This window comes from Thalassobacter sp. (assembly GCF_982993085.1).
On the sequence record NZ_CEZFMW010000016.1, the window covers coordinates 1 to 26,584 of the forward strand.

16 protein-coding genes and 1 pseudogene are annotated in these 26,584 nt (G+C 58.9%); 10 read left to right on the top strand and 7 right to left on the bottom strand.

The window, feature by feature from the left end; genetic code table 11:
- Positions 1 to 890, top strand: a pseudogene (locus tag AC4GMC_RS04375) (hypothetical protein); the annotation flags it as partial.
- A 4-nt stretch (positions 891 to 894) separates the two neighbouring features.
- Here AC4GMC_RS04375 and AC4GMC_RS04380 read toward each other — a convergent pair.
- Positions 895 to 2,313 carry an oligosaccharide flippase family protein gene (locus tag AC4GMC_RS04380; RefSeq protein ID WP_487875804.1) on the bottom strand — a complete coding sequence of 473 codons (1,419 nt, stop codon included), beginning with the start codon at positions 2,311 to 2,313 and terminating at the stop codon, positions 895 to 897.
- Positions 2,314 to 2,708: 395 nt separating this feature from the next.
- On the opposite strand from AC4GMC_RS04380, the gene AC4GMC_RS04385 reads away from it, so the two are divergent.
- Both AC4GMC_RS04385 and AC4GMC_RS04390 read left to right on the top strand, forming a co-directional pair.
- Positions 2,709 to 5,465, top strand: coding sequence for a PKD domain-containing protein (locus AC4GMC_RS04385; protein ID WP_487875805.1), 2,757 nt, complete (start codon positions 2,709 to 2,711; stop codon positions 5,463 to 5,465).
- Positions 5,466 to 5,573: 108 nt separating this feature from the next.
- Positions 5,574 to 6,365, top strand: a complete 792-nt coding sequence (locus AC4GMC_RS04390) for a metallophosphoesterase (RefSeq protein ID WP_487875806.1) — start codon at positions 5,574 to 5,576, stop codon at positions 6,363 to 6,365.
- Here AC4GMC_RS04390 and AC4GMC_RS04395 read toward each other — a convergent pair.
- From AC4GMC_RS04395 to AC4GMC_RS04405, 3 genes are all read right to left on the bottom strand, one after another.
- Complete coding sequence (locus AC4GMC_RS04395; RefSeq protein ID WP_487875807.1) at positions 6,362 to 7,198, bottom strand: CpsD/CapB family tyrosine-protein kinase; 837 nt, start codon at positions 7,196 to 7,198, stop codon at positions 6,362 to 6,364. The two genes, AC4GMC_RS04390 and AC4GMC_RS04395, sit on opposite strands and share 4 nt — an antisense overlap.
- Before the next feature lie 44 nt (positions 7,199 to 7,242).
- Complete coding sequence (locus AC4GMC_RS04400; protein WP_487875808.1) at positions 7,243 to 8,814, bottom strand: GumC family protein; 1,572 nt, start codon at positions 8,812 to 8,814, stop codon at positions 7,243 to 7,245.
- Between the two features lie 139 nt (positions 8,815 to 8,953).
- Positions 8,954 to 9,805, bottom strand: a complete 852-nt coding sequence (locus AC4GMC_RS04405) for an ExeA family protein (RefSeq protein ID WP_487875809.1) — start codon at positions 9,803 to 9,805, stop codon at positions 8,954 to 8,956.
- 425 nt (positions 9,806 to 10,230) lie between these two features.
- On the opposite strand from AC4GMC_RS04405, the gene AC4GMC_RS04410 reads away from it, so the two are divergent.
- The 7 genes from AC4GMC_RS04410 (at position 10,231) to AC4GMC_RS04440 (ending at position 23,455) form a co-directional block, all read left to right on the top strand.
- Complete coding sequence (locus AC4GMC_RS04410; RefSeq protein ID WP_487875810.1) at positions 10,231 to 10,947, top strand: sugar transferase; 717 nt, start codon at positions 10,231 to 10,233, stop codon at positions 10,945 to 10,947.
- A gap of 250 nt (positions 10,948 to 11,197) precedes the next feature.
- Positions 11,198 to 13,633 (top strand): tetratricopeptide repeat protein, encoded by a 2,436-nt coding sequence (locus tag AC4GMC_RS04415; protein WP_487875811.1) that lies wholly within the window; start codon positions 11,198 to 11,200, stop codon positions 13,631 to 13,633.
- A gap of 226 nt (positions 13,634 to 13,859) precedes the next feature.
- Complete coding sequence (locus AC4GMC_RS04420; protein ID WP_487875812.1) at positions 13,860 to 14,462, top strand: polysaccharide biosynthesis/export family protein; 603 nt, start codon at positions 13,860 to 13,862, stop codon at positions 14,460 to 14,462.
- A gap of 53 nt (positions 14,463 to 14,515) precedes the next feature.
- Positions 14,516 to 15,799 (top strand): porin family protein, encoded by a 1,284-nt coding sequence (locus tag AC4GMC_RS04425; protein WP_487875813.1) that lies wholly within the window; start codon positions 14,516 to 14,518, stop codon positions 15,797 to 15,799.
- 209 nt (positions 15,800 to 16,008) lie between these two features.
- Positions 16,009 to 17,598 (top strand): VPLPA-CTERM-specific exosortase XrtD, encoded by a 1,590-nt coding sequence (gene xrtD, locus AC4GMC_RS04430; protein WP_487875814.1) that lies wholly within the window; start codon positions 16,009 to 16,011, stop codon positions 17,596 to 17,598.
- A 67-nt stretch (positions 17,599 to 17,665) separates the two neighbouring features.
- On the top strand, positions 17,666 to 18,385 hold the full coding sequence (locus tag AC4GMC_RS04435; protein WP_487875815.1) for a rhomboid family intramembrane serine protease: 720 nt from the start codon (positions 17,666 to 17,668) through the stop codon (positions 18,383 to 18,385).
- A gap of 114 nt (positions 18,386 to 18,499) precedes the next feature.
- Positions 18,500 to 23,455, top strand: a complete 4,956-nt coding sequence (locus AC4GMC_RS04440) for an autotransporter outer membrane beta-barrel domain-containing protein (RefSeq protein WP_487875816.1) — start codon at positions 18,500 to 18,502, stop codon at positions 23,453 to 23,455.
- Here the strand turns inward: AC4GMC_RS04440 and AC4GMC_RS04445 are convergent, their stop codons facing one another.
- The 3 genes from AC4GMC_RS04445 to AC4GMC_RS04455 are packed head-to-tail and all read right to left on the bottom strand — an operon-like array spanning position 23,456 to position 26,387.
- The gene (locus tag AC4GMC_RS04445; RefSeq protein ID WP_487875817.1) at positions 23,456 to 24,412 is read right to left on the bottom strand and encodes a glycosyltransferase; all 957 of its coding nucleotides are present in this window, start codon (positions 24,410 to 24,412) and stop codon (positions 23,456 to 23,458) included.
- Positions 24,409 to 25,482, bottom strand: coding sequence for an acyltransferase family protein (locus AC4GMC_RS04450; protein WP_487875818.1), 1,074 nt, complete (start codon positions 25,480 to 25,482; stop codon positions 24,409 to 24,411). Before AC4GMC_RS04450 ends, AC4GMC_RS04445 begins: the two co-directional genes overlap by 4 nt.
- 11 nt (positions 25,483 to 25,493) lie before the next feature.
- A complete protein-coding gene (locus AC4GMC_RS04455; RefSeq protein ID WP_487875819.1) occupies positions 25,494 to 26,387 on the bottom strand; it encodes a glycosyltransferase in 894 nt (297 codons plus the stop codon).
- Between the last annotated feature and the right edge of the window lie 197 nt (positions 26,388 to 26,584).

The window sequence follows — 26,584 nt, forward strand, 5'->3', positions numbered from 1 at the left end:
GCATGGTGCAACCGGCGCGGCCTACGGGGTTTCGGCTGGCCGCGCCCTATCCGGCCCCAAAGCTGTTGGCGCGGGATTTTGAGAATATGCATCGCCTGATCGGGCCGGGCACCGTGACCCTGCCATCGGCCAATTGCGGGACTGAGCAATTGAAGCTGGGCATCCAAAAAGCGGCAGGGTTTGGTGGGACAGGGCCTGTCGTGTTGCAGGCCGCGCCCGGGGATCGGTTGATGCTATATGGGCGTGCGCTGACCTCTTATGACATCCGCGCCGAGGGAGAGGCCTGGCTGCTAATCTGTCGGGGCAAGAATGAGCCGGTCTGGCATATGCGCGCGATGAAATCCGGGCCGCAGGGGTTCTTTAGCAACAAAATCCGGGGCGCGGATGGCTATAAGAACATGATCATCCGCAACAATGTCTTTTGGCTGACATCGGGTCACGGGGTGCGGCTGTCGGATGAGGATAACGACCGCATTTTGGTGGCCAACAATAGCTTTTTGCAGCCCTTTCATGGGGATCCCAATGGGGACGGTCGCCCCAATACCGAAGCCGATGGGTTTAACGGCCACACGCGTGGGACCAACATCATCATTGATGGCAACCGCATAGAAGTACGCGATAACATCAGCTCACAAGTGGGCAAGCAACGCGAGCGCCCGGGCTGGCAAAACAACGACGATCAGTTGCGCCACGACGATGGGGGGCGGTCCATGCGGGCGCGGTTCACCTGGCCCGCAGGGTCCGAAACGCTGTATCCCACCACCCCCTATGAAGCGATTGAGATGGCGCGCCCCCGTGCGGATGGGGCGTTGGCGGGCACGCAGGTGGGGGCCGTGGCATCCACCGCCGCCCAAGATTGGTACGATTGGAGTTGGGTGCCCAAACGCTAGGGCATTATTGATAGGCCGTGGCCTGACGCGCGGCCATGTGGCGCCAAAACTCCCGCAGGGAGGCCATGGCCACCACGAACAGGGCGGCGCAAATCCCCGTGCTGATCATCGGATCAATCACGGGCTGCGCCAGCACCTGCACCGAGATGAAATGCGAAATGAGCGCCAGCAGCAGTGCTCCGTTGCAGGCATAGGACCCAATGAGCGGGCGCAGGGAAATCCCGACCTGACTGCGCAGCATCACCAAAGACACCAAGACGCCGACAAATTCCCCCACCAACGCGCCGCCGATGATGGTGTAGACCCCGTGATCCATATTCACGACCAACCACCACGAAATGCTGAGCGCAATGATCCGGCACATGTTGGCGATTAGCGCGTTTTGGGTGCGGGCCTGCGCCATCGAGGCCATGGCCACCCCGCCCTTGGTGGAGCGCAAGGCCTCAACCATCGCGAGCCACGGCAAAAACAGCGTGATGCCCGCAAAATCGGGCCCAAAGATCGGGACAACGAGCCAGACGCTCAGCAAAAGGGTGGTCGCGATCACGACCAATCCGCCGAACATATTGGCCTCAATCCCCACATAGGTCAGGGTCGCGAACCGCACAGGGTCGGATTTGGCCGCGGCCTGTTGGGGCAAAAAGAACGGCTCGATCGTGCGCACAAGGATCATCATCGGCACCATCGTCAGCGTGACGGCCAGCGCATAAAGCGCCAGCACCTCAATGCCCAACTCGCGACCCACCACCAGTTTTTCGCCGTGGAAAACCATGAACAGGATCGCGCCGTTGAGCATAAGCGGCCAGCCAAAGCTGAGGCATTTGGCAATCACCGCCCGGTTGAACGCCACACGGTAGGGGCGCTCAGCCACCAGATGGCTGAACACAAGGCGCAGGAATTCTTGGGTCAGGATCGCGTAAAGCGCCACGCGGTAATCATCATAGAACCACGACAGGGGCCACAGCGCGAAAAGCGATAGCCCCGGGCCAAGATTGTTCACCAGCATGAGGGGAAAATACCGCATTTTTCGCTGCATGCGGTACATATCAAAATGCAAAAGCGCCACGAACACCCGGCTTAGTGCCAGCACCTGAAACGCCCAAGCCACATGCCCGATGCGCATGAAATCCGCGATCAATTGGGCGCAGGCCACCATCACACCCGCAAGGATCAGCCCGCGCACCAGTTGAAACCCCTGTAGGCCCTTTTGCAGGTCCGGGTCGTCGCCATCGTCGGCCTGCACAATAAGCTGGTTTAGTCCCAGTTGGGCGGCCATTTCGATCACGGCCGTGGCCATCGCAAAGGTGGCCGCGATGCCAAAATCCTCAACTCCGATCATCCGCGCCAACACGATATTGCGCAAAAACACGAGCACCGAACCAAGAGCATTGCCCGAGATCAGAACGAGAAGTTTTCTGAACATCTCAACCTTTCGAAATACACTGTCGTCAGCGGGATATTGCCAGACGTTTTATCATTTGAGCGGCCATTCGCTGTCGCTAGAGCCGGGCATAAAATGTGCCAAGATTTGCTGTTATCACGCCTTAGAATCTTCACAGAGTTTTGGGATTGGTAACGTGTTGTTAACAATCATGACTTTGTTCCGAGTTTCTGCGCCCTTTATTGCCGTAACTATTTGCGGCTGCTCAAAATGCTTAAGGTGAGAACAGCTTCATGACGTCCTACACGGATTACCCACAACATGGGAACGCTTTAATTGTTGTATCCAACACGAACGAATTAAACGCCGCACTGATTTCATTGTCAAATTCCGGAGGGGGCACGGTTTTATTGGAAGGGGGCGGTGCGCCCTATAGTATGCGCTCTGTTGATTTGGGTGGACCCGAGGCGCCGATCCTTGTGACGTCCCTGAATACCGATCAACCCGCGGTGCTGGAGCAAACGTTAATGCTACGGTCCTCGCATATCACCTTTGATACCCTGCGGGTGGATAGTGGCGATGTGGGCGGCTACGGCGACACGCGCGGTGATCACCTGCCCGATATGCAGATCACCGAAAGCGATCATATCGAAATCACCAATGTCGACTTCCAGTCCAATGCTTCGGGCGTATGGGCCGAAGATCCGGATGCGGTGCGCGGCGAAAACGCGATTGCCTTGCGGGATGTGTCGGATGTGATGCTCTCGGGGAATACGTTTTCCAATTACTTCCATGCGATTGGCATATCCGGTGTCACTAACGCTGAGTTTTCCCACAATGAGATGGTCAATCTGCAAGGGGATGGCATTCGCGGCGGGGGGTTGCAGCATGTGGTGATCACGGAAAACTACATGCACGATTTTCTGGGCTCTACCAATGAGGGGGGCCACACCGATATGATCCAAATCTGGACCGGCGGGATCGAGAACCGCCCCAACTTTGATATCGAAATTTCCAGTAACATCCTTGATGCCTCTAGTGGGCGGGCGACCCAGTCGATCCTGATCCAAAACGAGGTGTTCAATAAGCCGGGCCACGATCTGGCCGGTGTCTATAACGACGACATCCGGATTTTTGACAACCTGATCCACAACGGCCAAGCCAACGGGATTGGGCTAAAACATGTCTCTAACGTGGACATTTACGACAATACCCTACTGTGGAATGAGGCGTCCTTTCTGGTCCATGACGTGGGCTCTGACCCGATTTCAACCCCGCCCAAGATCATCGCGCGCGAGGCGATCAACCTGACCACCGACAACAACGTCGGCAGTGAGATCAGCGTCAACGGCGTGGATATCGTGGGCAGCAATTTCATCCTTGAATACGACGACCCCACCGCGCCGAACTATGCCTATGATCATGTGATCGGCCTGTCCTCGGGGGGGGATATGGAATGGCAGGATCTGCAATTTCAGCCCGATAGCCCGCTGAATGGGGCCTATGGCTCAACCTACAGCGTTTGGACCGCCAGCCCCGAGCCTGTGCACGCCGTGCTGAACCAAGCCGCGGCCTTTGGCAACCGCGCCGGGATTGAGCTGTCAGCGGAATTTACGACCATTGATGGCGCGTTGGTGAACCCCAATTCCGCGACCTTCAAATGGTTCTTTGACGATGGCACCGTGAAAGAAGGCCTTGAGGTCACCCACAGTTTTGACACCCCCGGTGAGCATGACGTCACCTTGCGGGTTCAAACGTCAGATGGCCGCGTCGACAGTGTCGAGCGTGTTGTGATCGTGGGCACCAACGACGTGTTTGAGACGGACTTCCGCAATCAGGGCGCCGATCAGTCGGTATGGGACGGATCGGTCAACATTGAGGACCCCAATGGCACCGCGTGGGTCGCGGGCAAAAGTGGGACCGGATTTCGGATTGATGACGATACGATCTTTGAGATTGATCGCGATAATTCCCATATTCACTACCTCGATACGTTCTCGCTCGAGGTGGATTTCCGCCCCGATAGTGTTGAGGAAATCGGCGGTCTGTTTCGGATGGTTGGTGCCACCTACATGCGGGTCACGCCTGATGGCGGCCTGCGGTTTGATCTGGACACGAGTGCGGGCAGCTACCGTTTGCAAACCGAGCCGGGCCTATTGGATGTCGGCACCTGGAGTACGATTGGCGTGAATTTCGATGGTCCCGCCGGGGCGCTGTCGTTGTCGGTGGATGGTCAGGTTGTGGCCGAAACCTCGGCCACAGGCACCATTGGCGGAGAGGGCCGCGCGCTACAGTTCGGCAATCCCTTTGGTACCAGCGCGCTTGGGGTGATGGACAACCTCAAGGTCACGAGCCCTGTATCGTCGTTGTATGGTCAGGTCGAGGCACCCGCCAACCCACCCGTCGTGATCCCAGAGGAGCCTGCGTTTGAGGCGCCAATCGTAGAAGAGCCCGTTGAGGAGGAATACTACGATCCGGCTGATTTCGTGGATTACGGCGCCTTTCCGGGGACAGAAACACCCGCGGTCGAGGAGCCTGTGGCCGCGGAGCCCCCCGCCCCTGCCCCTACGCCGCCTGTTGTGCAGGCACCTGTGATCGAGGAGCCGATTGTCGAGGAACCCGTGGTTGAGCCGCCGGTTGTTGAAGAACCTGTGGCAGAAGAACCCGTCGTAGAAGCGCCGGTTGTGGCCCCACCTGCGCCTACGCCTGCTCCTACTCCGGCCCCTGTTCCCGCCCCGCCTGTCGCCGAAGCGCCAGAGCCAGAGGAAGAGGAATACTACGATCCGGCTGATTTTATAGATTACGGCGCGTTCCCGGGCACCGAGACGCCTGCGCCCGCTCCTACTCCGGCGCCTACTCCGGTCCCTGTCGCCAAAGCGCCAGAGCCAGAGGAAGAAGAATACTATGACCCCGCAGATTTCATGGATTATGGCCCCTTTCCCGGTCATGACGCAGATTATGGAACTGCCGCGCAAACGGCCCAGCAGGTGATGCAAAGCGCCTTTGCCAATATGCGCACCGTGGGTCGGCAGGTTGCAGAGCTAGACGATGAGGGCGTGGATGATTGGGGCTCATTGGAAAGCGTGGTGCCTGTTACGACCACGCTCTCAGAGGCGGATGCCCATTTGCAGGACCCCAGCCTGTCGGACACGCCCTATAATGAGGACGAAGACCTTGGGATCTGGGTCGCCTGATTTCACCATCTTGGTACCTTTTTGCCCGGCCACGGGATTTTGTGTGGGCGGTTGAGGGGGCACGCCGGGGCGGGTATGCAGATGTATGATCCATAGACATATCCCACAATGATCTGGCGCAGGCGCGCAAAACCGGTGCCCGGCGGTGGCAGTGGTGGGGCGGATGTTTCGCGCCCCCGCCTTGAGGCCCCGCTTGCGGTGATCGGCGATGTGCATGGGCGCGATGATCTGTTGGACGCTTTGCTGAACACATTGGCTGCTCTGCCGGAGGCGGGCCAGATGCGGGTGATCTGTGTGGGCGATATGGTGGACCGTGGCCCGGACAGTGCGGCGGTGTTGCGCCGTCTGCACGGGTTGGAAACGCACCCCGGCCCCTTTGCAAGCCTGACGTGTTTGATGGGCAATCATGACCGGATGCTGTTGGATTTCATCGATGATCCCAGCGGAATAGGGCTGCGGTGGTTGCAATACGGTGGGGCCGAGACACTGCTGAGCTTTGGGCTGTCGTCCGACCGGATGGATCGATCCGAAGGGGATGCGCGCCAAAGGCTGACAACGCTGGCGCAGGACCTCGCGGAGGCGATGGGCCCTGAGTTGCATGGCTGGCTGGCTGACAGGCCGCTCTTCTGGACCGAAGGCGCGCTGTGGGTGACCCATGCAGGAGCAGACCCCCGCCATAGCCCCGCGTTGCAAGGGGCCCGCGAATTTCTGTGGGGTGACCTTCGGTTTTATGACACGCCGCGGCGGGATGGGCTGTGGGTGGCCCATGGCCACAAGATCGTCAAAGCCCCCGTGTTAGAGCCGGGGCGTATCGCGGTGGATACCGGTGCGTGGCGCACGGGGCGGCTGACGGCGGCGGTGATCGATGGCGCAGGTGATGTGGTGTTTCACACCACCTAGTCACTATAGTTATAGTAGCTTTGCTCAGTCTCAACAAAGCGGCACTTGTTGAGCACGACACCCATAACGTTGGTCTGGCTCGCCAAATCCCGTTCACATAGGTCGATCTGTTTGACCGTCGTGCTTTCGGCACCCGCGATGATGAGCACGCAATCCACATTGCTGGAAAAGGCCATCATGTCGTCATTGGCCAGCATGGGGGGCATGTCAAAGATCATCAGATCGGGGTCATAGGTGGCCTCAATCTCGGTCAGGGTGTGGCCCACGACCGCGCGCTGCAACAGCTCAGAGGCTTCGCGCACGGGGTTGCGTGCCAGCGATACGGCAAGGTTGCCACCATGGCAGATCGCTTGTTCGGCAAAGGAGACATCACCGCGCAGGACCGCATCCGAGCCTCTCTCGGGGCGGTGGCGCAGGGGCACACCCAGATCGGGGCGGCGCAGGTCCATCTCTGCCAAGATCAGGCGTTGGTCGGGTTGGCGGGCAAAGCTGAAGGCAAGATTGAGCGAAATCGTGCTTTTGCCACATGCGGGTGTGGGTGAGGTGATTGCCAACCGCCGCCATCCATTGGCGCGCATGGTTTGTGTGATCTTGGTGCGCATCACGTCAAAGGCCGTGGCCCCACGATTTTGTTCCAGCGTCATGATCCGGTGCGCCAACAGGGCCTCTGGTTCTACCTCAAAGGGGCGCAGATCGCGCCAGGCTGCGCTGACACGCTCTGCGCTTGAGGGCGCAGAACTGAGCTGAGGGGCGGCCGCACTGCGCAGGGGGGCGGGGGCGGGTGTGTTGCGGCTGTCTCTGGCCTTTGCGAGAGCTTTTTGTATTTTTTCCATCGGATATTCCCCGGCGTATGCGCGGGGCTCCTTTCGTTTGGAGATCAGCGCAGGCGCTGTTGAATAAGTTCAGCGATCCGGTCGATCGGCATATAATAACGGTCCACAAGCCAGACGCTTAGGGCGACTGCGGCCAGAACCCCCACAAACCCGCCCCAAACAAATAGGCGGCGGCGCACGACTTCTTTGCGCGACAGCATATAAGGCAGGGTGGCAAAGGGGGTGATACCGAGCCCCTTGGTCAGGTCCACGGGGCGCCGGATGCCCGCGCGGAAAAATTCCAGCAAGACCACAATGGCCACGCCCAAGAAAATCCCCGCCCCGACGCCTGCGGCGGCAATGAGGGGGCGGTTGGGGCTGCTGGGGGTGCGCGGTGCGATGGCGGGTTCAATGATGGTGATCTTTTGCCCTTTGGACAGGCCTTCGATGGTGTCCCCGGTTTCGGCCTTGGCCAGATTGACGACCGCCGTTTCATAGCGCCGCTCAATGGAGGCGCGGTTGCGTTCAAGGGCGGCCAGAACAACAGCATTGGCGGGGGTCTGCGCGATGGACCGGGTCAGGGCTGCGATCTCATCTTGGATGAGAACGCGCTGGTCTTCGTAAAAGGCCAACTGCCCTTCCATATCGAGCAGCTGCATTTCAATCGGAGACAGAATTTCGGTGGTGCCATTTGCACCGGCTTCGCTGGCGACCTGTTGTTGGGCGGCGACCACTTCTTCGAGGGGGGTGATCTGTTGATCCAGCAGGCGCATGCGCGGATTTTCGGGCGACAGAACCGTCAGCAACGAGTCGCGCTGTTCCTTGAGCGCGCGCAGGCGGGCGGCCTCGGGGGTTTCATTCGCGCGCAGGTCCACGCCCAAATCCCCGATCGAGCCATTGTTGGCAATGATCTGACGGATGCGGGCCTCGCGGTCGCGGATTTCGGCAAGCTGGCGTTCAATCAGCACCAGACGTTCTTGGGCGGCGACCTGTTGGCCGCGGCGGAACTCAAGACTGTCGGGCAAAGCGGCGATGTTGGCTTCTTGAAAGGTCAAAACCTCGCTTGCGGCCTCGGACAGTTCACGGTCGAGCTGTTCTACCTGCTGCTCAAAGAATTCGAGCGTTTGGCGCGCGGTCCGGGTCCGCATGGTGACGTCTTCGGCCAGCACAAGGTTCACCATTTCGTTGGTGACTTCGGCGGCGATGCGCCCAGAGGGGCCTTGGAAGCCGATGCTGACGATTGTAGCCCCACTTTCGCCGCGGCGGTTGGCGCGTGGAATATCAATGCGAATACGATTGCGCAGATCGGCAACAATTTCCTCTGCGTTGAGGGGGGCATCACCGGCGCGGCGGGCATCGGCATAGATATCGAGCCGGTTGGCCATGTCGATCAGGATGTCGCGCGTCAAAATTCGTTGGCGAATAATCTGAAGCTGTTCATTGGCGTTGATCTGCACGGTCGAGGCCGCAAGATCCCCGGGGATTTGTTCGTTCTCGACCAAAAGGCGGGCGTCGGCCTCAAACACGGTGGGCAGAGCCCGTGCGAGGTAAATGCCCGCCGCCGAGCACAAAACCACCATGATGAGGAAATAGTGAAGCCGTCTTAAAAAGAGTTTGAAATAAAAACTAATATCCATGTGTCAGAGCCCCCTGGCCGTCTCAGTCATGTCGCCTGTCACTCCCAAGGTCCTATAATAAATCAATTTTTCATCACTACATCTGCGTCTATATTTGCAAACATAATGCCAAAGGTTTTGGCCCGTTTTGTGGCAGGCCTTATTCTTCTTCATCGACCAAGCCTTCGGCAAAACAGACCCCATCGTTGAGGACTTGTTGCACGGTGTGGGTCGATATCTTTTTGTTGCCACTGGAATAGGCATACACCATTGCGAAATCGCAAAGCTGGTTCACCAACCGAGGCACCCCGCGCGAGGCTTCGAAAATTTTGTCTGCGGCCCCCGCACTGAACAGATTTTGTGCGCCACCTGCCACCGAAAGCCGGTGACGAATATAGGCACGCACAGTGGTTTTGTCCATTTTGCCAAGGTGAAACGTGGCCGAAACCCGCTGGGCAAATTGGCGCAAACCGGGGCCGCGGATAATATCGCGCAGCTCGGGCTGGCCCACCAAAACCAGCTGCAACAGTTCATCCTTGTTGGCGTTGATATTGGTAAACATGCGCAGCTCTTCGAGGCTTTCGCGGGTCAGGTTCTGGGCCTCATCAAAGATCAGCACGACCCGGCGACCGACAGAATATTCAGCGATCAGAAAATCCTGAAACCGCCCGAACAGGTCGACATAGGTCTCATCTGGGCGCGCGGTCTGGTCGAGCGCCAGCAAAACCCAACGCAGCAATTCACCCCGGTCGCCGTGGGCATTGGACACCAGCCCCACGGTCACATCGCTGTCGATGGTCTTGAGCATATGGTGCAGGATTGTGGTTTTTCCGGCGCCAATTTCGCCAGTGATCACCGTAATCGGCGCCCCGGTCAGCAGGCCATATTCCAGCACTGAATAGGCGCGTTTGTGCGACGGCGACCAATAGATAAAGTCAGGGTCAGGCACGAGCGAAAACGGGCGTTCGCTCAGACCAAAGTGCTGCGTGTAAATGTCTAAACTACTGCCCATATCGCGATGCCGCGTATCCCCAACAAATTTTTTCTAATGACTTGGCGAAAATACTGCCAAGCCACGTCTCATGCGCGCTTGCGATGCAGAGACCGGTCACAGGTCTCATAAGGCGACTAAGGCCGCATCACATTAGCGTCTCTGCCCGGCCTGATTCGCATCAATGGTATGCGGCCATGCACTGCTCTTGCATAGTTGTGACAGGTTTCTGCACTGCCGCAAAGACGGTCAATTTCCTATTTTTGCCTGTTTTTAAGGACAGATCACGGCTCTGTGCAATTTTTAAGGCAAACAACAAGATTGCTTTGCTTATCTCCTAAGTGTAGCCTTTTAGTATATTAAGAACTTATTTTGATCTGCCTCGTGTATCTTTAGAGACAGAAAGCTCGAACAGACCTGTACATACTCAGCCGCAATTTTCGGATGTGAGAAACATAGAAAGTTATAGAGTTTTGACCATTTTGTCGAAAAACCCAGCCGAGCAATTTAGCTCACACGCGACAATTGTTGATATTTTTCAACCTACTTGGCGCCATTCTCTCTACCAAAATTATATTAAACGTATACTGGATATCCTACTTGTTGTGGGCTCTGCGCCGTTTGTCTTGCCGATGGTTTTAGGGCTGGCGGCTGTTATTTGGGCGCGCGGTGGCAAGCCTTTCTATCTTCAGGATCGGGTGGGCCGGAACGGCAAACTTTATAGCATCTGGAAGTTGCGCACGATGGTAGAGAACGCCGAAGCCGCTCTTGAGACCTATCTTGAGAGCAATCCAGAGGCGCGGACGGAGTGGGAAACCACCCAAAAATTGAAATATGACCCCCGGATCACGGCCTTTGGGCGTGTGCTGCGCAAAACCTCGTTTGATGAACTGCCCCAACTGTGGAACGTGCTGAAGGGCGACATGAGCCTTGTGGGCCCGCGCCCAATGCTGCCTGAGCAGCGCGGCATGTACCCCGGCACGCATTATTACGACATGCGCCCTGGTATCACTGGCATTTGGCAGGTTTCGGCGCGCAACAATTGCTCCTTTCAGGGCCGGGCTAGTTTTGACTCGATCTACTTTCGTGACATGAGCCTTTGGACTGACATCAAGCTGATCGGCGCCACATTCTCCGTCGTGATCAAGGCGACCGGACAGTAAACGGGTACGGACGTCGGCTACGCTCAGGCGCATATCCAAGGGCCCCCGGGCGGGTGCCACGGGTCGGGGTCCGCTTCGGCCCGTTTTGTTTGCCCTCCCGTTTGGTCCCGTCCTCTCCTATATGTACAGATATCCTACCCGGTTTTGTTAATGGGTTCAGACATGTTTTATTCTCACCATTGCCTTTCATAATCCACGTTTCAGTGCCTGAAATGCGGATATCCTCCGTTTCCCGCCAAAAGGGTTGTTCATGCCACGCCTGTCTAAATTCACTCTCCTTCTTCTTGCCACGCTGGCGCTTGGGGCCTGCAAAAGCCCCGAGGAACGGGCGGCGGAATATTACGCCTCTGCTCTAGATCTGATGGATGAGGGAGAGATCGAGCGCGCCTTGGTCGAACTGCGCAATGTGTTTCAAAACGATGGGTTCCACCAAGAAGCGCGGCTGTTGTACGCCGACACCCAGCTTGCGCGCGGTGAAATTGCCGAAGCCTATAGCCAATATCTACGCCTCGTAGAGCAGTATCCAGATATGGTGAATGTGCGCCTGCAACTGGCAGAGATGTCTGTGGATCAGGGTGATTGGGATGGTGCCGAACGTCATGGTCGGGCGGCAATAGAACTGTCCCCCGAGCTGCCCCGAAGCCGCGCCATCGAGCTGGCCCTTGCTTACCGCGACGCAATCGAGGCCCGGATCGAGGCCGACCGTGTCGCCGTGGCCGAGGCCGCCATCGCCGAGATCACCGCCCAGCCCGACAACCTGTTGTTGCGCCGTGTGGCGATGAACCACCTGTTGGAAGCCGAGCGCTATGCCGACGTTTTCCCTCACGTGGAAAAGGCCCTAGAGCTTTCGCCCGAGAGTTTTCAGTTCAACCGCATGAAGCTGCAATTGTTCGCGGCCCAAGGGTTGAATGAGGATTTGGGCACCCAGCTGAAAGCTATGGTCGAGCTGTATCCCGACAACGATGATCTCAAGCAGGACCTGATCCGTTGGTACTTTGCCAAGGAAGATTTCGCGGGCGCAGAGGCGTTTTTGCGAGCTGAGGCCGGTGCGTTGACCGGTGACACCGCCCCCCACATGGAGGTCGTTAGCCTTGTGATGCGCATCGGCGGCCGCGATGCCGCCCGCGCTGAATTGCAGGCTCTGCGCGCCGCCAATGAGGGCACGCCTGTTGCGGATTTCTATGGCGCCTTCTTGGCGGGCATGGATTTTGAGGACGGCAAAGCCGATGACGCCTTGGCCGCATTGGATGCTATTTTGGCCACGGCAGAGCCCTCGGACCAAACCCGCGATATCTCAATCGCAAAGGCGCAGATGTTGCTGTCGGCCGAGGATCGTGCCGCCGCCGAAGCCATCGTCAACGCGGTGCTGACCGAAGACAGTTCCCACGTGGAGGCCTTGAAGCTGCGCGCCAGTTGGCTGATCGACAGTGACCGCCCCGGCGAGGCGATCTTGGCCCTGCGCACCGCCCAAAGTCAGGCGCCCCGTGATCCGGCCATCATGACCCTGCTTGCCGCCGCCTTTGAGCGGGACGGCAGCCCCGATTTGGCCGGTGAGCAATTGGCGCAGGCCGTTGTCGCCTCTGACACGGGCGTAGAGGAAGCCCTGCGGTATGCCCGGTTCTTGATGAGCCAGGACCGTGTGGGCGTGGCCGAAACCGTCCTGCGCGATGCCCGCCGCACCAATGGGGACATCCCGCTGTTGTTGGTGGAATTGTCCCGCGTGTTGATCAGTCAAGAAGACTGGGGCGGGGTGCAGGAAATCACATCGCTTCTCAAAAGCACTGAGCAGGAGCGGTTTATCAACGTGGCCAAGCAGCTGGAGGCCACGATGCTGTTGGCGCGCAACCGGTTCCAAGAGGGCATCGACCTGTTGGCAGACCAAGCCGCGGCAGCCAGTGACGACATCCGCACGATTGTCGCCCTTGCGGTGACCCAAATCCAAGCGGGCCAGTTAGAGGATAGCCGCCAAACGCTGACCATTGCGCTGCGCGACAATCCCGACAGCAGCACCCTGCGTCTACTGTTGGCCAATCTGGATGCATTGGACGGCAATTACCCCGCCTCTGAGGCGGCTTTGCAGGCCATCATCGCCGATGAGCCACAGGCCGAACTGCCCGTGCGTCTGTTGTATGGTGTTTTGATGGTGCAGGGCAAAGTTGATGCGGCGATCACCGTGCTAGAGGACGGGATCAAAAATGTCCCCTATCCGCGCCAATTGCTGTGGATCCAAGCCAGCCGGTTTGAGGCTGAGAACCGCTTTGAGGATGCCATCGCGATTTATGAGCAAATCTATGCGGGCAATTCCAACGACGTCATCGCGGCCAACAATCTGGCCAGCATGCTTAGCGTGCACCGCACGGATGAGGCCAGCCTTGAGCGGGCCTATGCCATTGCGCGTCGTCTGCGGTCACAGCCTGTGCCGGCGTTTCAAGACACCTACGGCTGGATCGAATATCGGCGCGGCAACCTAGAAGATGCCCTGCCCTATTTGCAGGCCGGGGCCGCGGGCCTGCCCGACGACCCGGTTGCGCAGTTCCATTTGGCGATGGTGTATGCGGATCTGGGCCGCACCGCCGAGGCGATTGCTCAGTTTAAGCGTATGCAAGAGTTGGCGGGTGACCGTGCCCTGCCGCAACTGGCCATCGCCCAAGAGCGGCTGATCACGCTGGCTTCTGACAGCCAGTAGGCGCATGCGCGGGGGAAATGCCCTCAAAACAAGGCCAATCTGCGTCAAGCGTGACCTAGATGCCACGGTTGACGCCGGTGACCCCATCAAGGCGATCTTCAAAGGCGTAGGGGTCTATGATCATGCAATTTTTCAGCGCATACTTTCGATATTACGTAAAGGCAGTTAACGACCTGCCGCCCCCGCCACAGGCGGTGCTGCGCGGCAGATCAAAGGAGGACATATTATGGCGCGGTTGATGCGGACATTCACAGCAGTTTTGGTTGGCTTGTGGGCCAGCATCGCGGTTACCTCGGGCGCTCAGGCCCAGCAGGCTTATCAATTGCGCGCGGGCGATACCCTGCGCCTTGAAGTGCTTGAAGATCAAAGCCTGAACCGGCTGTTGCTGATCGCCCCTGATGGGCAAATCTCGGTGCCACTGGTGGGCGGCGTACAGGCGGCGGGGCGCACCATCGCGGCCGTTCAGGCGGATTTGGCCAGCCAATTGTCTCCCAACTTTGCCACTGTGCCCACGGTTTTCGTGGCCCTAGAGGCGCAGCGCGCCCGGGTGCCCGGATCGTCGGGGCGGACCATCGACATCTTTGTGCTGGGCGAAGTGAACAGCCCGGGCAAGCGTGAGGTTGATCCCAACACCATCGTGTTGCAGCTTTTGGCAGAAACGGGCGGTTTCACACGTTTTGCCGCGACTAAACGGCTACAACTGCGCCGGGGCGGTGATACATTCCCGCTGAATTATAATGATATCGAGGCCGGCATCAGCCAAGACGGCATGATGCGGTTGCGCGACGGCGACGTTTTGGTGGTGCCACAACGTCGATTGTTTGAGTGACAACTGGGTAAACTAAAACTGGGTACTAAACTGGGCAGGGGGCTCAAGACATAATGCAGACGACACCGACACGCGCCGCAAACACGATGGGCCGTGCCCCGTGGATCATGCTGTGGACCGGAGCCGCCGTAAGCTGCGCCATTGGGTTTCCAGTGGCCGCCCAAGACGCAAGCACAGGTGGGTTGCTTTGGAACTTTACCATTTCTCAGGGTCTGGTCAGTGAAACCAACCCTGGGCTGGAACGTCCCGATGCGCCCACCGAAAGTTTCGCGCGCACCGATCTGGGCTTTGACCTCAGCACGACGACCCGCACCTCTAGCCTGACGTTCTCAGGCTCGGGCGCGTTGGAATACGGCGACGTGGAGCCCAATGGTTTCAAAGACCCGCGTCTTGCCCTGTCCTACAGCCAAGATGCGGCGCGTTCGACGATCTCGACGGATGTGTTTTTTGGCGAAACGGATGTGGACGATCTGGCGTTTGAGGTCGGACAGGACCAATTTGGCAACCCGACCTTGATCAGCCGCCCCGACACCGGGACCCGGCAACAATACGGCGGCGGGCTGTCCTATGAGTGGGGCGTTGATGGACCCGTTGGGGCCACGGCCACCCTTCGCCGGGTCGAGACGGAATATGTCGATACAACCGACCCGGGCCTTGTGGACAGCACCCGCGACAGCGCCTCGCTTTCGCTGCGGTTTGATCTGAACCGGGCCACCACCCTGACGGTACGCGGCTCGACTTCGCGGTTGGACGAAGTGGGGTCGGCGGATACCTCTGACACAGATATCGTTGGCGTTTCGCTTGTGTTTGCGCGCCCAGATGGCAACGTAAACCTATCGGCGCAGACCACGGATACGGCCGATGGCACCCGGACCCAGCTTCTGGTCGGGCGCAGCTATGATTTGCCCACGGGTGAGCTTGATGCGCAGATCGGTATTGAGGAAAGCGCGTTTGATGGCACCGGTGTCACGGGCTCGGTTGAATGGACGGTTGCAGGCCCCGCAAGTGCCCTGAGCTTTGGGTTGGAGCATGGCATCACCCAAGACAGCCGCGATGCGGAAACACGCCGCACCAATGTCACCGTCGGTCTTGAGCAATTGTTGAGCGACCGACTGACAGGCACAGTTGATCTGGCGGTGCGCGACAGTGAAACAACCCAAACCGGTGTTGGCACCCTGACCGCAAGCCTAAGTGCGGGCGTCAGCTATGCCCTGACCAGTGACTGGAGCCTTGCGGCCGAAGCCACCCACCGGATTGAGGATCAAGACGGGTCGGACCGTGCCGACAGTACCCGGGTATCGCTGTCTATTTCGCGGGCCTTTGCCTTCCGCCCCTAGGGTGGGGACCGTGCCTTGGGCGGCGGTTTTTGTCGCCCAAAGGCTATAGCGGGGAAAATAGCCCTGCAAAGTGCCATCACGTTTGCGCCATTGCGGCGGAAACACAGTGTTTACGGGGGGCACAGCCGCTTGGCAGGCTAGAGAGAATCGCGCGACTTCGTTAAGTTATATTAAATTAGATCCCTGGTTTTTTCCAAAGGTTAGTCATTATGAGCATTTCCCACGCGCCCCGTACTGGGTTCAGCGGCCTGTCGATGGGCACCGTCTGGTTCATATTGATTTGCGTCGCGACGATCCCGGTGTTTTGGCTTGGGTTTGTCTCATTGGGACAGGCCTGGGTGACGCCAGAATACAGCCACGGGCCGTTGATCCCGCTGATCTCATTGTATCTGTATCTGCGCGAATTACGCCAAGCCCCTGCCCCTGATCCAATGGAACGCCGCCGCACGGGGCCCGGCGTGGCGGTGATCTGCTTTGGGATCGTGATCGCGATCTTGGGCAATCTGGTGCGTATCCCTGATATTGTCACCTATGGGTTCATCATCTGGACCGCGGGTGTGGTGCTGACCGTGATGGGCTGGGACCGGGGTAAGAAACACCAACTGCCTGTTTTGCACCTGATCTTTATGCTGCCTCTGCCGCAGTTTGTGTTTTGGCAGCTGACGATTTCGTTGCAGTTCGTTTCCTCGGAAGTAGGGGTGATGTTCATCCGGATGATGGACATTCCCGTCTTTTTAGAAGGCAACATCATTGATCTGGGCATCTATAAGCTGCACGTGGCCGAGGCCTGTTCGGGCCTGCGGTATCTGTTCCCGATCCTGTCGTTCTCATACCTGTTTGGCATCCTTTATAAGGGGCCGTTTTGGCACAAGGCGGTGCTGTTTTTGGCCGCTGCCCCCCTGACGGTGTTGATGAATTCCTTCCGGATCGGGGTCATCGGGGTGATGGTGAACCAATACGGGATTTCCCATGCCGAAGGATTTTTGCACTTTTTTGAAGGCTGGGTAATCTTTGGCAGCTGCATCGCAATCCTGTTTTTGATGGCGATTGGCCTGCAACGCCTGACACGCGACCCCAAGCCCCTGTCCGAGACAATCGATCTGGATTTTGACGGCATGGTCCCCCAAGCCCGCCGGGTGCTGGATTTGGTGGCCACGCGCGGTTTGGCGATTGCGGCAGGTGTGTGCGTGGTGGTGGGTCTGGCGATGGTGCTGACCCCACAGCGTGATTTTGAGCCCATGAGCCGGGATCCCTTTTCCAGCTTTCCGCGCGAACTTGGCAGTTGGACCGGTACGCTCCAAAGCCTTGAGCCCGAAATTGAGGAGGTCCTTGCGGCCACCGATTACATCGCAGCCACCTTCCGCTCCCGCGAGGAAGTGGCGCCGGTGAACCTCTTTTCGGCCTATTATGACAAACAAACCGAAGGGGGCGGGATCCATTCGCCTGAGGTTTGCCTGCCCGCAGGTGGCTGGGAGATTTTCAGCCTTGATCCTCATACCGTCAGCTTCCCGAACACGGTGTACGGTGATTTTGAGGTCAACCGCGCCGTGATCCAAAAGGGCACCGCCCAGCAGTTAGTCTATTACTGGTTTGAGCAACGCGGCAAACGGATGACCAACGATTACTTGGCCAAGTTTTCGGTAGTTTGGGACAGTCTGACCATCAACCGCACGGATGGGGCGTTGATCCGGTTTGTCACCCCGATCCTGCCCGATGAGACCGAGGCCGATGCCGAGGCGCGGATGCAGCGGTTGATGGAACTCGCGCTCAAACGCACGCCCCGGTTCGTGCCGGAATAAGGCCCTCGGACACGGGTCGTCATCTGTGCGCCTAGACACTTCTGCGCGCGCGGCTCACACTGGGGCTATGAAAACCCCTTCGACCAAGCCTGCGTCCGCGGCCCCCCAAACACAGCGCCGCAAGCACCGCCTCAAACGTCCGCCTGCCGCGATTTTGACCCTGTTGGTGTTGATCGCGGGGGCTGAGGTGCTGCTCTCGCTGGCGCATGACTTTGGCTATGAAAACCTGCGGATCTTTTGCTTTGCCACATTGGCCTTCAATTCGAGCTATCTGACAGGCACGCCCCCGCTTTATGACGCCCAGCCGTGGGTGATGTTCTTTAGCCATGTTCTGCTGCACATCGGGCCGGTCCATATGCTGGGCAATCTGCTGACGCTGTATCTGCTGTGGTATTTGATGCCGTGGATGTATGTCACTGATTTCGTTTTGGTCTTTGTGGGCGGGGCCTTGGGGGGGGCGCTGAGTTTTCTGTGGCTTGCCCCACCTGGTAGCTTGATGACCGGTGCTTCGGGGGCGGTGGCGGGATTGGCCGCCGTATGGGGCTTGTATGAGATGTTTTTGGTGCAAAAGGGCCATATTCTGTCGATCCGCCCCAAGCGGACTGCGGTGTTGGTGGGCTTGGTGGCACTGGGCGTGTTGTTGAGCCTTGATCAGCAGTTGGGCATGGCGTGGCAGACCCATTTGGGCGGCGCCTTGGCGGGGGCAGGTTTTGGTGCGGGCCTGATCATGCGTGCCATCTGGGAAGGGCGTTATGGCCCCTTCGACCGCCGCCCTCCGTCGTCCTAGTCCCTTTTTGTCAGGCGCGCGCGCTGCTCTGAGCTGATCCGCAACACGGATCGGCCCAAGCCTATACATCCGGCTCTCCCGTATTTGCGCGCACCCGAAAAGAGGACCGGATCCATGATCTCGCTTGCCATCAACAGCCACCCGGCCAGTTTCGTAGCGTCGCTCGACGCCCCCGCTCCCAGCGAGCCAACACCGGGTGTCGCGCCCACGCTTACGGCAAGCGATGCTCTCACGGGACGTGATCTGAGCATTTTGATCAGTGGCGTGTCGGGCACACCGATGCCAAGTGTGGCATTGACCGCGCTGAGCCTTGATGGGCTGGATGTCTTAGCCGAAGCAACGGGCACCGGCCCGTGGACCTACACGGTCCCCTCTTCTGCCGATGCCCAAGACATCGCATGGACCGTCACGGCCACGAACACCGAAGGTACGGATACCGCCAGCGGATCAGAGACTATCGCAGGTGATCAAGCCGCCCCGACCATTACCGCCACCGATAGCCTCGTGGGCCGCGAGTTGAGTATTTCTGTCACCGACCTGACCGGTACGCCTGTGCCAGAGGTGACGCTGAGCAGCCTCACGCTTGATGGCACGGACATGCGCGCGGAGGCGACGGGCACCGGCCCGTGGACCTACACGGTCCCCTCCTCTACCGATGCCCAAGACATCGCATGGACTGTCACGGCCACGAACACCCAAGGCACAGATACCGCCAGCGGATCAGAGACTATTGCAGGCGATCAAGCCGCCCCGACCATTACCGCCACCGATAGCCTTGTGGGCCGCGAGTTGAGTATTTCTATCACCGACCTGACTGGCACGCCTGTGCCTGAGGTGACGCTGAGCAGCCTTACACTCGATGGCACGGACATGCGCGCGGAGGCGACGGGCACCGGCCCCTGGGCCTACACGGTCCCCTCCTCTGCCGACGCCCAAGACATCGCATGGACCGTGACTGCGACAAACACCCAAGGTACGGATACCGCCAGCGGCTCAGAGACTATTGCAGGCGATCAAGCCCCACAACTTCCCACCGTTTCGGCGGATGGTTCGGTCAATGACGTAACCCCTGAGGTTGGTGAAACCATCATTATCACACCCGGTGTCGTCCAACCCGGCGCGGGGGGGGCAGTTTCCTATGTGGCGCGCTTCCGGATTTTCCGCGCGGCGGGCACGGTGCAGGACATCACCACCGAATACGTCGTCCAACCCGAGGACGCAGGGGCGCGGATCATCGCGGAATGGCGCGGGTCTGAGACCGATAATGGCGCTGTGGCGTGGCAAATCGTACTGGATACCACTGTGGCCTCGGCTTCTGTGGGTGAAGCGCCGACGGTGATTGCCTCGGGGGAGGTGATTGACAGCATGCTCAGTGTCTCCGTGATGGAGCTTTCGGGCGCGCCTGCACCGGATGTGGCACTGACCGAGCTGAGCCTTGATGGGATGGACGTTATGGCCGAGGCCACGGGCACCGGTCCGTGGACCTATGCCGTGCCTGCCGCGGCGACCACACAAGATATCGCATGGACCGTCACCGCGACGAACAGCGAAGGCACCGATACCAACAGTGGGGCCACGACCATCGCAGGGGATCAAGCAGCCCCCACCATTACCGCCACCGATAGCCTTGTGGGCCGCGAATTGCGCATTTCTGTCACTGACCTGACTGGTACGCCTGTGCCTGATGTCGCGCTGAGCACCCTCACGCTGGATGGCATCGACATGCGCGCCGAGGCGACGGGCACCGGCCCGTGGACCTATACCGCGCCCTCCTCTGCTGACGCCCAAGGCGTCGCTTGGGCCGTGACCGCGACGAACGCGCAAGGCACCGATACCGCCAGCGGGTTCACAACCATTGCAGGCGATCAAGCGGACCCCGCGCCACAGCCCGGTGCGCTCAGCTTTGGGGCGTTGACGCCTGTGGGTCAGGGCGCGTTGCCCATGCCCGGTCTTGCGGATGGCACCTATGGCCCCTTCACCGCCACAGCCGAGCAATTGACCACCAACACCAGCCCCCTGACACCGGGCATCTACAATGTGGACAGCCAAGAGATCGTCGTCACGGCCAATGCGCTGCATGTCTCGACCGTAGAAGAGCTGAACACCGTGCGCGGGCGCGCCGATCTGGGGGGCCAAGACATCACCGTTTACCTGCGCCCGGGGCGGTACCTGAACAACGGATACGACTCGCGGTTTGATGCCAACCAGACCCCGATCACCTTTGCCGCCGATGACCCCGACCAGCCCCCAGTGCTGGAACGCTGGGTCACCCACCCGCGGACATTCACGGGCTCGGTCGCGACCAATGCCCAAGGGTATTCGTATGTTCTTGATGGGCTCACGTTTGATTTCACCGAAGAGCTGGGCAAGAACCTCGTCAATCGCCGCTACCAAGATTTGGCGCCCGGGTCTGCCATCATCCAGATGCGCACGGCCCAAGACGCGCTGGTGCGCAATTGCGATGTGACCGGCAACCTGCCGGTGTCCTCTGATGGGGGGCGGCCGTTCTCAACTGTGACCGGGATCGACACCAGCACCACCGCCACACGGGTCCGGATTGAGGGATGCACCGTGCACAACGTCGAAAGCTGCTATGGCATGCAATGTGACGGCGGCCAGCTGGTCAACTGTGAGGGGCGTGATTTCCACGGCGACTTCATTTCCTCGAACGGTCAGTTCCGCAACGGGCTGGTTGCGAACAATCACTGCTCAAGCCCGGGGTCTAACCCGACCTTCCGCCACCCCGATTGGTTTCAGGTCAACGCAGGCCACGGTCCACTGACCAACATCACGGCCTATGGCAACACGGTCACATGGGGCAATGTCGGCCGCGCAAGCTATGATAAAACCGACCCCCAAGCGCCCCGTGGCCGCGTCGTTTACACCAATGAGACAGATTATCTGGCCGCAAATGACCACGCCCGCGAGATCGTGAACGGCACCGTCACCCTGACGCCCGCCGATACATTCACGGATCTACAGTTTCTTGTGGCACCGGGCACCACGGCGACCGTCGTCCTGCCGCAATGTGCCGCCAGCGATGGCTATGGCTATTTCTGTCAGATCGTAGGCAACCGGGCGGGGGCGACGCTGGAATTCGCACTGGCCCCCGGCGACACCCATGAGGCCGGCACCCTGCCCCCGCTCAGCGGTAACCAACAGGGCTATTCCTTTGTCAGCAGCGGCGGCACGCAGTGGGCATATCAGGAACTGGGCTATCTCCAGTTCAATATCGTGGCCCGGCGCAGCATGGTGCTGGACGACACGATCACCCGCGGGCAGTTGGTCATGGTGTCCACCGCAGATGCCCCCGGCCCGGCGGGCAGCTTTAGCGCCAACCGTCAGATCACCCTGCCAGCGGGTTATCCCGGCGCGGTCCAAAGTGTGCAGCGGATTTACCCCGATGAGGGCACAGTGACCCTGCAAACCACAGGTGGTGAGCAGATCGTATTTGATGACGGCACGCCGACGGGCACGTCAGTGTCCTACGCAGAAGGCCAAGGGTACAAATTCGTCTGGGACGGCGCGCAATGGCTGGCCTATCGCGGCGCGCTGTCGTTGCAGGGGTATTTCTCGAACGAGGGGTCGGTGAATTGTACGTTCTACGGCAACATCTTTATGGGGCAGGCCGCCAATACGTTCTGGCCGGAATTGGCGATGGTCGACACCAGCGCCTACAACAATACCTTCCTCAGCTTTCCGGTGGATGGGCACCCCAAATCGCCCTCAACCGCGAAAATGCGGCTCAATGGGGCGACGGCCGCGGGACAGCACAACTTTGTGCTTAGCTCGCTGACCCGCAACGACGGGGCGCAGGATGTGGGCACATTGGTGGATGGTCTGGCCTCCGGAGGCGATATGAGCCCGCTTTTGCCCCTGTTTGGTGCGAACACATTGGATGATTTTCGCCCCGACACCCGCGAAGACGTCTTTGCCGCCGCCCGTGCCGCGGCAGGCAGTGTGTTGGATGTAGAAGGCATCGGCGCGGTTGGCCCCACGGATACGAACGGGTTCTTTAACCCCAGCACCGGCGCCCCCAACGCAAGCTTTGGCGCGCCCAAAATCACCGAAACCCTGCCCCGCCAAGGCGACCCCTTCCCTGCAAATGGGGAAATCACCCTCAGCTTTGATCAATTCATTGAGAAAGGCGCCGGGAATGTGCAGGTCTATAATGTGACCGATGGAACCGTGGCCCAAACGGTCCCGATTACGGATGCACAGTTTTGGGTGACGGGCAGCGTATTGCATTTCTTGCCCGCCACGCCGTTGCCCATCGGCAAAACGGTCGAATTGCGGATAGGGTCCGGGGTGGTCATGCCGCGGTTCTATGTGGCCAGCTTTGCGGGCCTAAGCGCGGGCGAATACCGCTGGCAAACCACAGCCATCGGGCAGTCGGATTATCAGACCGTGACCAGCACAGGCGCCTATCTGACGGGCGGCGCGCTGGCGGGGGACAAACCCGCCATCACCAAGGCGCTGATCGCGCTGCAACTGGATCAAGGCAGCGGATCAAGCGGGCGGTATGACCTGTTTGGGGTGATGGACGGCAGTTCCCCACGTGTCCGGGCCGAGATGATCGGCAGCACATTCGCCTTTACCGGCTGGGGCAACACGATCCGATTTCGCCTGACCAGCCCGATCCCCACCAACGGCATCACACCAGAGCGGTTGTTGATCTCAATCGACACGACCGCGCCGGATATGGCTTCGGGTGTGACAGCCTATTTGGGCAACACGCCGCTCACGCCTGAAAATCCGACATGGGCATCGGGGGCTAGCTTTTCACTGTCTCAGGTGGACAACCTAGAACTGCTCGCGCTCAGCGCGGCGGGACGGTATTTCCAAGGGGTGTTGGACTTTGCCTATATCGGCTTTCCAAGCAGCCTGCCCGACATCAGCCAAGCATCGGTGCGCGACAGTTTCCAATACCTCAACATGGGGCCAGATGGGTCCGGGCCTACGGGCGAAGTGCCAGAGATTTTCCTCACCGGGTTGGACAGTTGGAACGCAGGCACAAACTTGGGTGGCGGCGGCAACCTGACGCCCAACGGCACCTTTACCATCACCTAATCAGGCGAACAGCATCAGGGCCGTGTTGCGCAGCCGGTCCGGATACAGCAGCCGTTCGCGCCACAAAACCCAGCGGCGGGCAATCGCATTTTGCCCCCGCGTTGCGACGAACCGGGTGATCAGACGCAAAGCCTCGGGGGGCAGCTGATCGCCAAAAACCGTGATCACAGCCTGCGCCTGACGGCGGCGGATTTCGACCCGGCGGCGCACTTCGTACATCATCCGCAGCTTTGAGGCCGGGTAGCTAAACAACCCCACCCGCTTTTGCCCCGAGGAATTGCCCCCGTGCTGGCGGTACAGCACCGTTTTATCAGGAATGTGATGCACCGCTCCAAAACATAAAGCGACCAGCGTCGCGTACCAATCGTGGCCCGTCACTTCATCCACCGGAATATCCGTCAGGCGCTTGAGCAGGGCTGCATTAAACGCCGCCGCACAGCCCAACCCATGTGTCGAGATTAGGGCACGGGGCAACAGATGCGCTTCGGCGGGATTAATCTTTTTGAAGGTCGTATAACTAGGGTCAATCATCCCTAGATTTGCGTCGACCACATGCACATCCGATTGCACATACAGGGGCACGTCCCGGCCCAACACGGCTTCACGCCCCAGAACGGCCTGCACCAAAAGCGCGGTTTTCTCAGGCTTCCACACGTCGTCGGCGTCGCACCAACAGATAATATCGGCCTGCCCACGGGCGGCGGCCTGCCCGGTCAGAAAGGCAAAATTCGCCTTGGCCGACCCGCTGCCCTTTGGACGGCGGATCACTTCAACAGGGTTGCGAAATGCGGCCACCATTTCATCAATGATCGCGAGACTGTCATCGGTTGAGGCATCGTCACTGATGATCAGGTGAAAATCATCATAGGTCTGCTCCAACAGCGATTGCAGCAAGGCACGCAGGTGGGGGGCGTTGTTGTAAACGGCCAGCAAAATCTCAACACGGGGGGCGGTCATTCGGGCACTCCCTTTGCGGGGGCGCGCTGGTGTTCCAGCTTTCGGCCCAGATCAATCATCGGGCCCTCGAACACCTTGTAGGACAGGATTGCCGCCGCGTAGGTGATCGCAAAACACAGGCCCAACACCGTCCAATACCCCAGTGCGATATCCAATTTGCCCAGCACCGCGTTCACGCCAAAAATGATGAAATAATGGAACAAGTAGAGAAAATAGGAATAGAACCCCACCCGCGCCAATTCCGTTGAAACAACCCCCGGCGCGCCGCGCAACCACACCTCAGAGATCAAGATCACCGCACAGGTCGAAAACGCAATCGCGGTAAAAAAGAACGTCTGGCGCATTAAGATATCGGTAAAACCGACAGCCCAAAACAGCGCAGAAAGCCCAAGATAGACACCAATAAGCGCGTTTTCGCGGCCTCTCCATCGGTCTAGAAACAGCGCCGTCAGACCCCCAATCGCAATCGCATCAATGCGCGCTGGCGGGAAGTAATAGATTTTGTCCAACCCTTGGGTGTTGAGGTAATATCGCAGCACTGTAGGCGCGATGATCAGCACAATAATAAACAGCGGAAACCGTGCGCGGTTTATCCACGCCAGAATACCAAACAGAATATAGGCGAATTCTTCGACCGACAGCGACCACGTGATCGTATAGGGCACCGTTTCGACCCCATCCAAAAACACGAACCACCCCGTCAAAAACAGATAGGGTATCCAAATCCGGCTAAGCAATTCTTGCTCATAGCCCGTCACGATCGCAGCGGCCGCATATAGGGTGATAGCCGCCAGATACAGCGGCAAAATCCGAAACACCCGGCGCAAAAAGAACGCCTTCACAAAATCCGGCCGGGTGGATCGTAGCAAGAACCGGGTGATCAAAAACCCGCTCAGCGGAAAGAATATATCCACTCCATAAAACCCAAACCGCAGGAAAAATCGCGCCACCGCATCCAGATCGGCCCGGTCATAGAAAATCGCGACATGAAAGCCGAACACCAATGTGATCGCCAAGGTGCGGATACAATCCAGCGGGACTGAACGTTTTGAGAAATGCGCATTGGCCATGAAAAATCCTTCTACATGGCGCCTTTTTTGCGCGGAATGAGGGCAACAAGACGGTCGCGCAGGCGCCGCAAGGGGCCCATCACCGCCTCATGGGTGCGTTCCGCAAATGTGGGGGGCTGCAATCCGGCCACGGCGGTGGCGGGAAAATGCGACGTTACCGCCGCATCGGGCACCATGCGCCAGCCGCGCACCCGGTTTGAGACGTTCGTTTCATGCACGACCTGCATCCAAGCGGGAGGGCCGTCTATTTGCACCACAGGGCCGGTTTCATCGATGGCCATGTGATGAATGCCCGGCGCGGTGCGGATGGCGGCATCGTTGATTTCAAGGAAGCTAAAGAATGGGTTGCTGTCGTGGACCATCTTATAGACGGCCTCGCCACGCCTGATCAGCCCGTTGCGAAAATTATAGGCCCCCGGCGCGTGGCCATGGACCGCAATTTCATCATGCAAACGTTCAAAAAAGGTCGTGGCCAGCGCGTCGTCACTGTCCAGCCGCGTCGTCAGCAAAAATGGTGTGCGCGGCGCGATCTCAGAGCGGATGGAATCCTGCCAACCGGTTTTGCCAAACATCGGAGTGTAGAACGCACGGAACGCAAACACCTTTTGCAGGGTCGCAATCCGGTCTTTGAATTCTTGGGGGGTGTCGATGTCAAAATAGATCACCCAGTCAAAATCGTGGCTGGTTTGGGCGGCCACCGAAGGCAGGCAATATTGCTCAAACAGATCGAACCGCCCCTCCAGCCAGCCGGGCTGGGTCCGAATGGAAAATTCACGCCCCGGAGTGGCCAGATTAAAGCGAGTCATCAAAACATGGTGAAAGGGCGCATCCCCCCGCCCGGGATTAGCCTCAGCCTGAGACCCGCTATTGGTGCCCTCGTCAGAGGCAGTGTCGGGGATCTTCATCGTGACCTCACTTCAAGTTTTATGCTCACAACCCTATCCATCGGCAAAAATATTAAATACTTAAGGGTAATAATTTATTAACGTTAATTTATGCGCTCCCCAAAGAAGAGCAAGTATCGAATGAAACCCTGCTTATCCCTTTGTGATGTGCCAGTCGCCCGGAATTCAGGCCCTTTGCGACATCAAAAGGCAGTTGT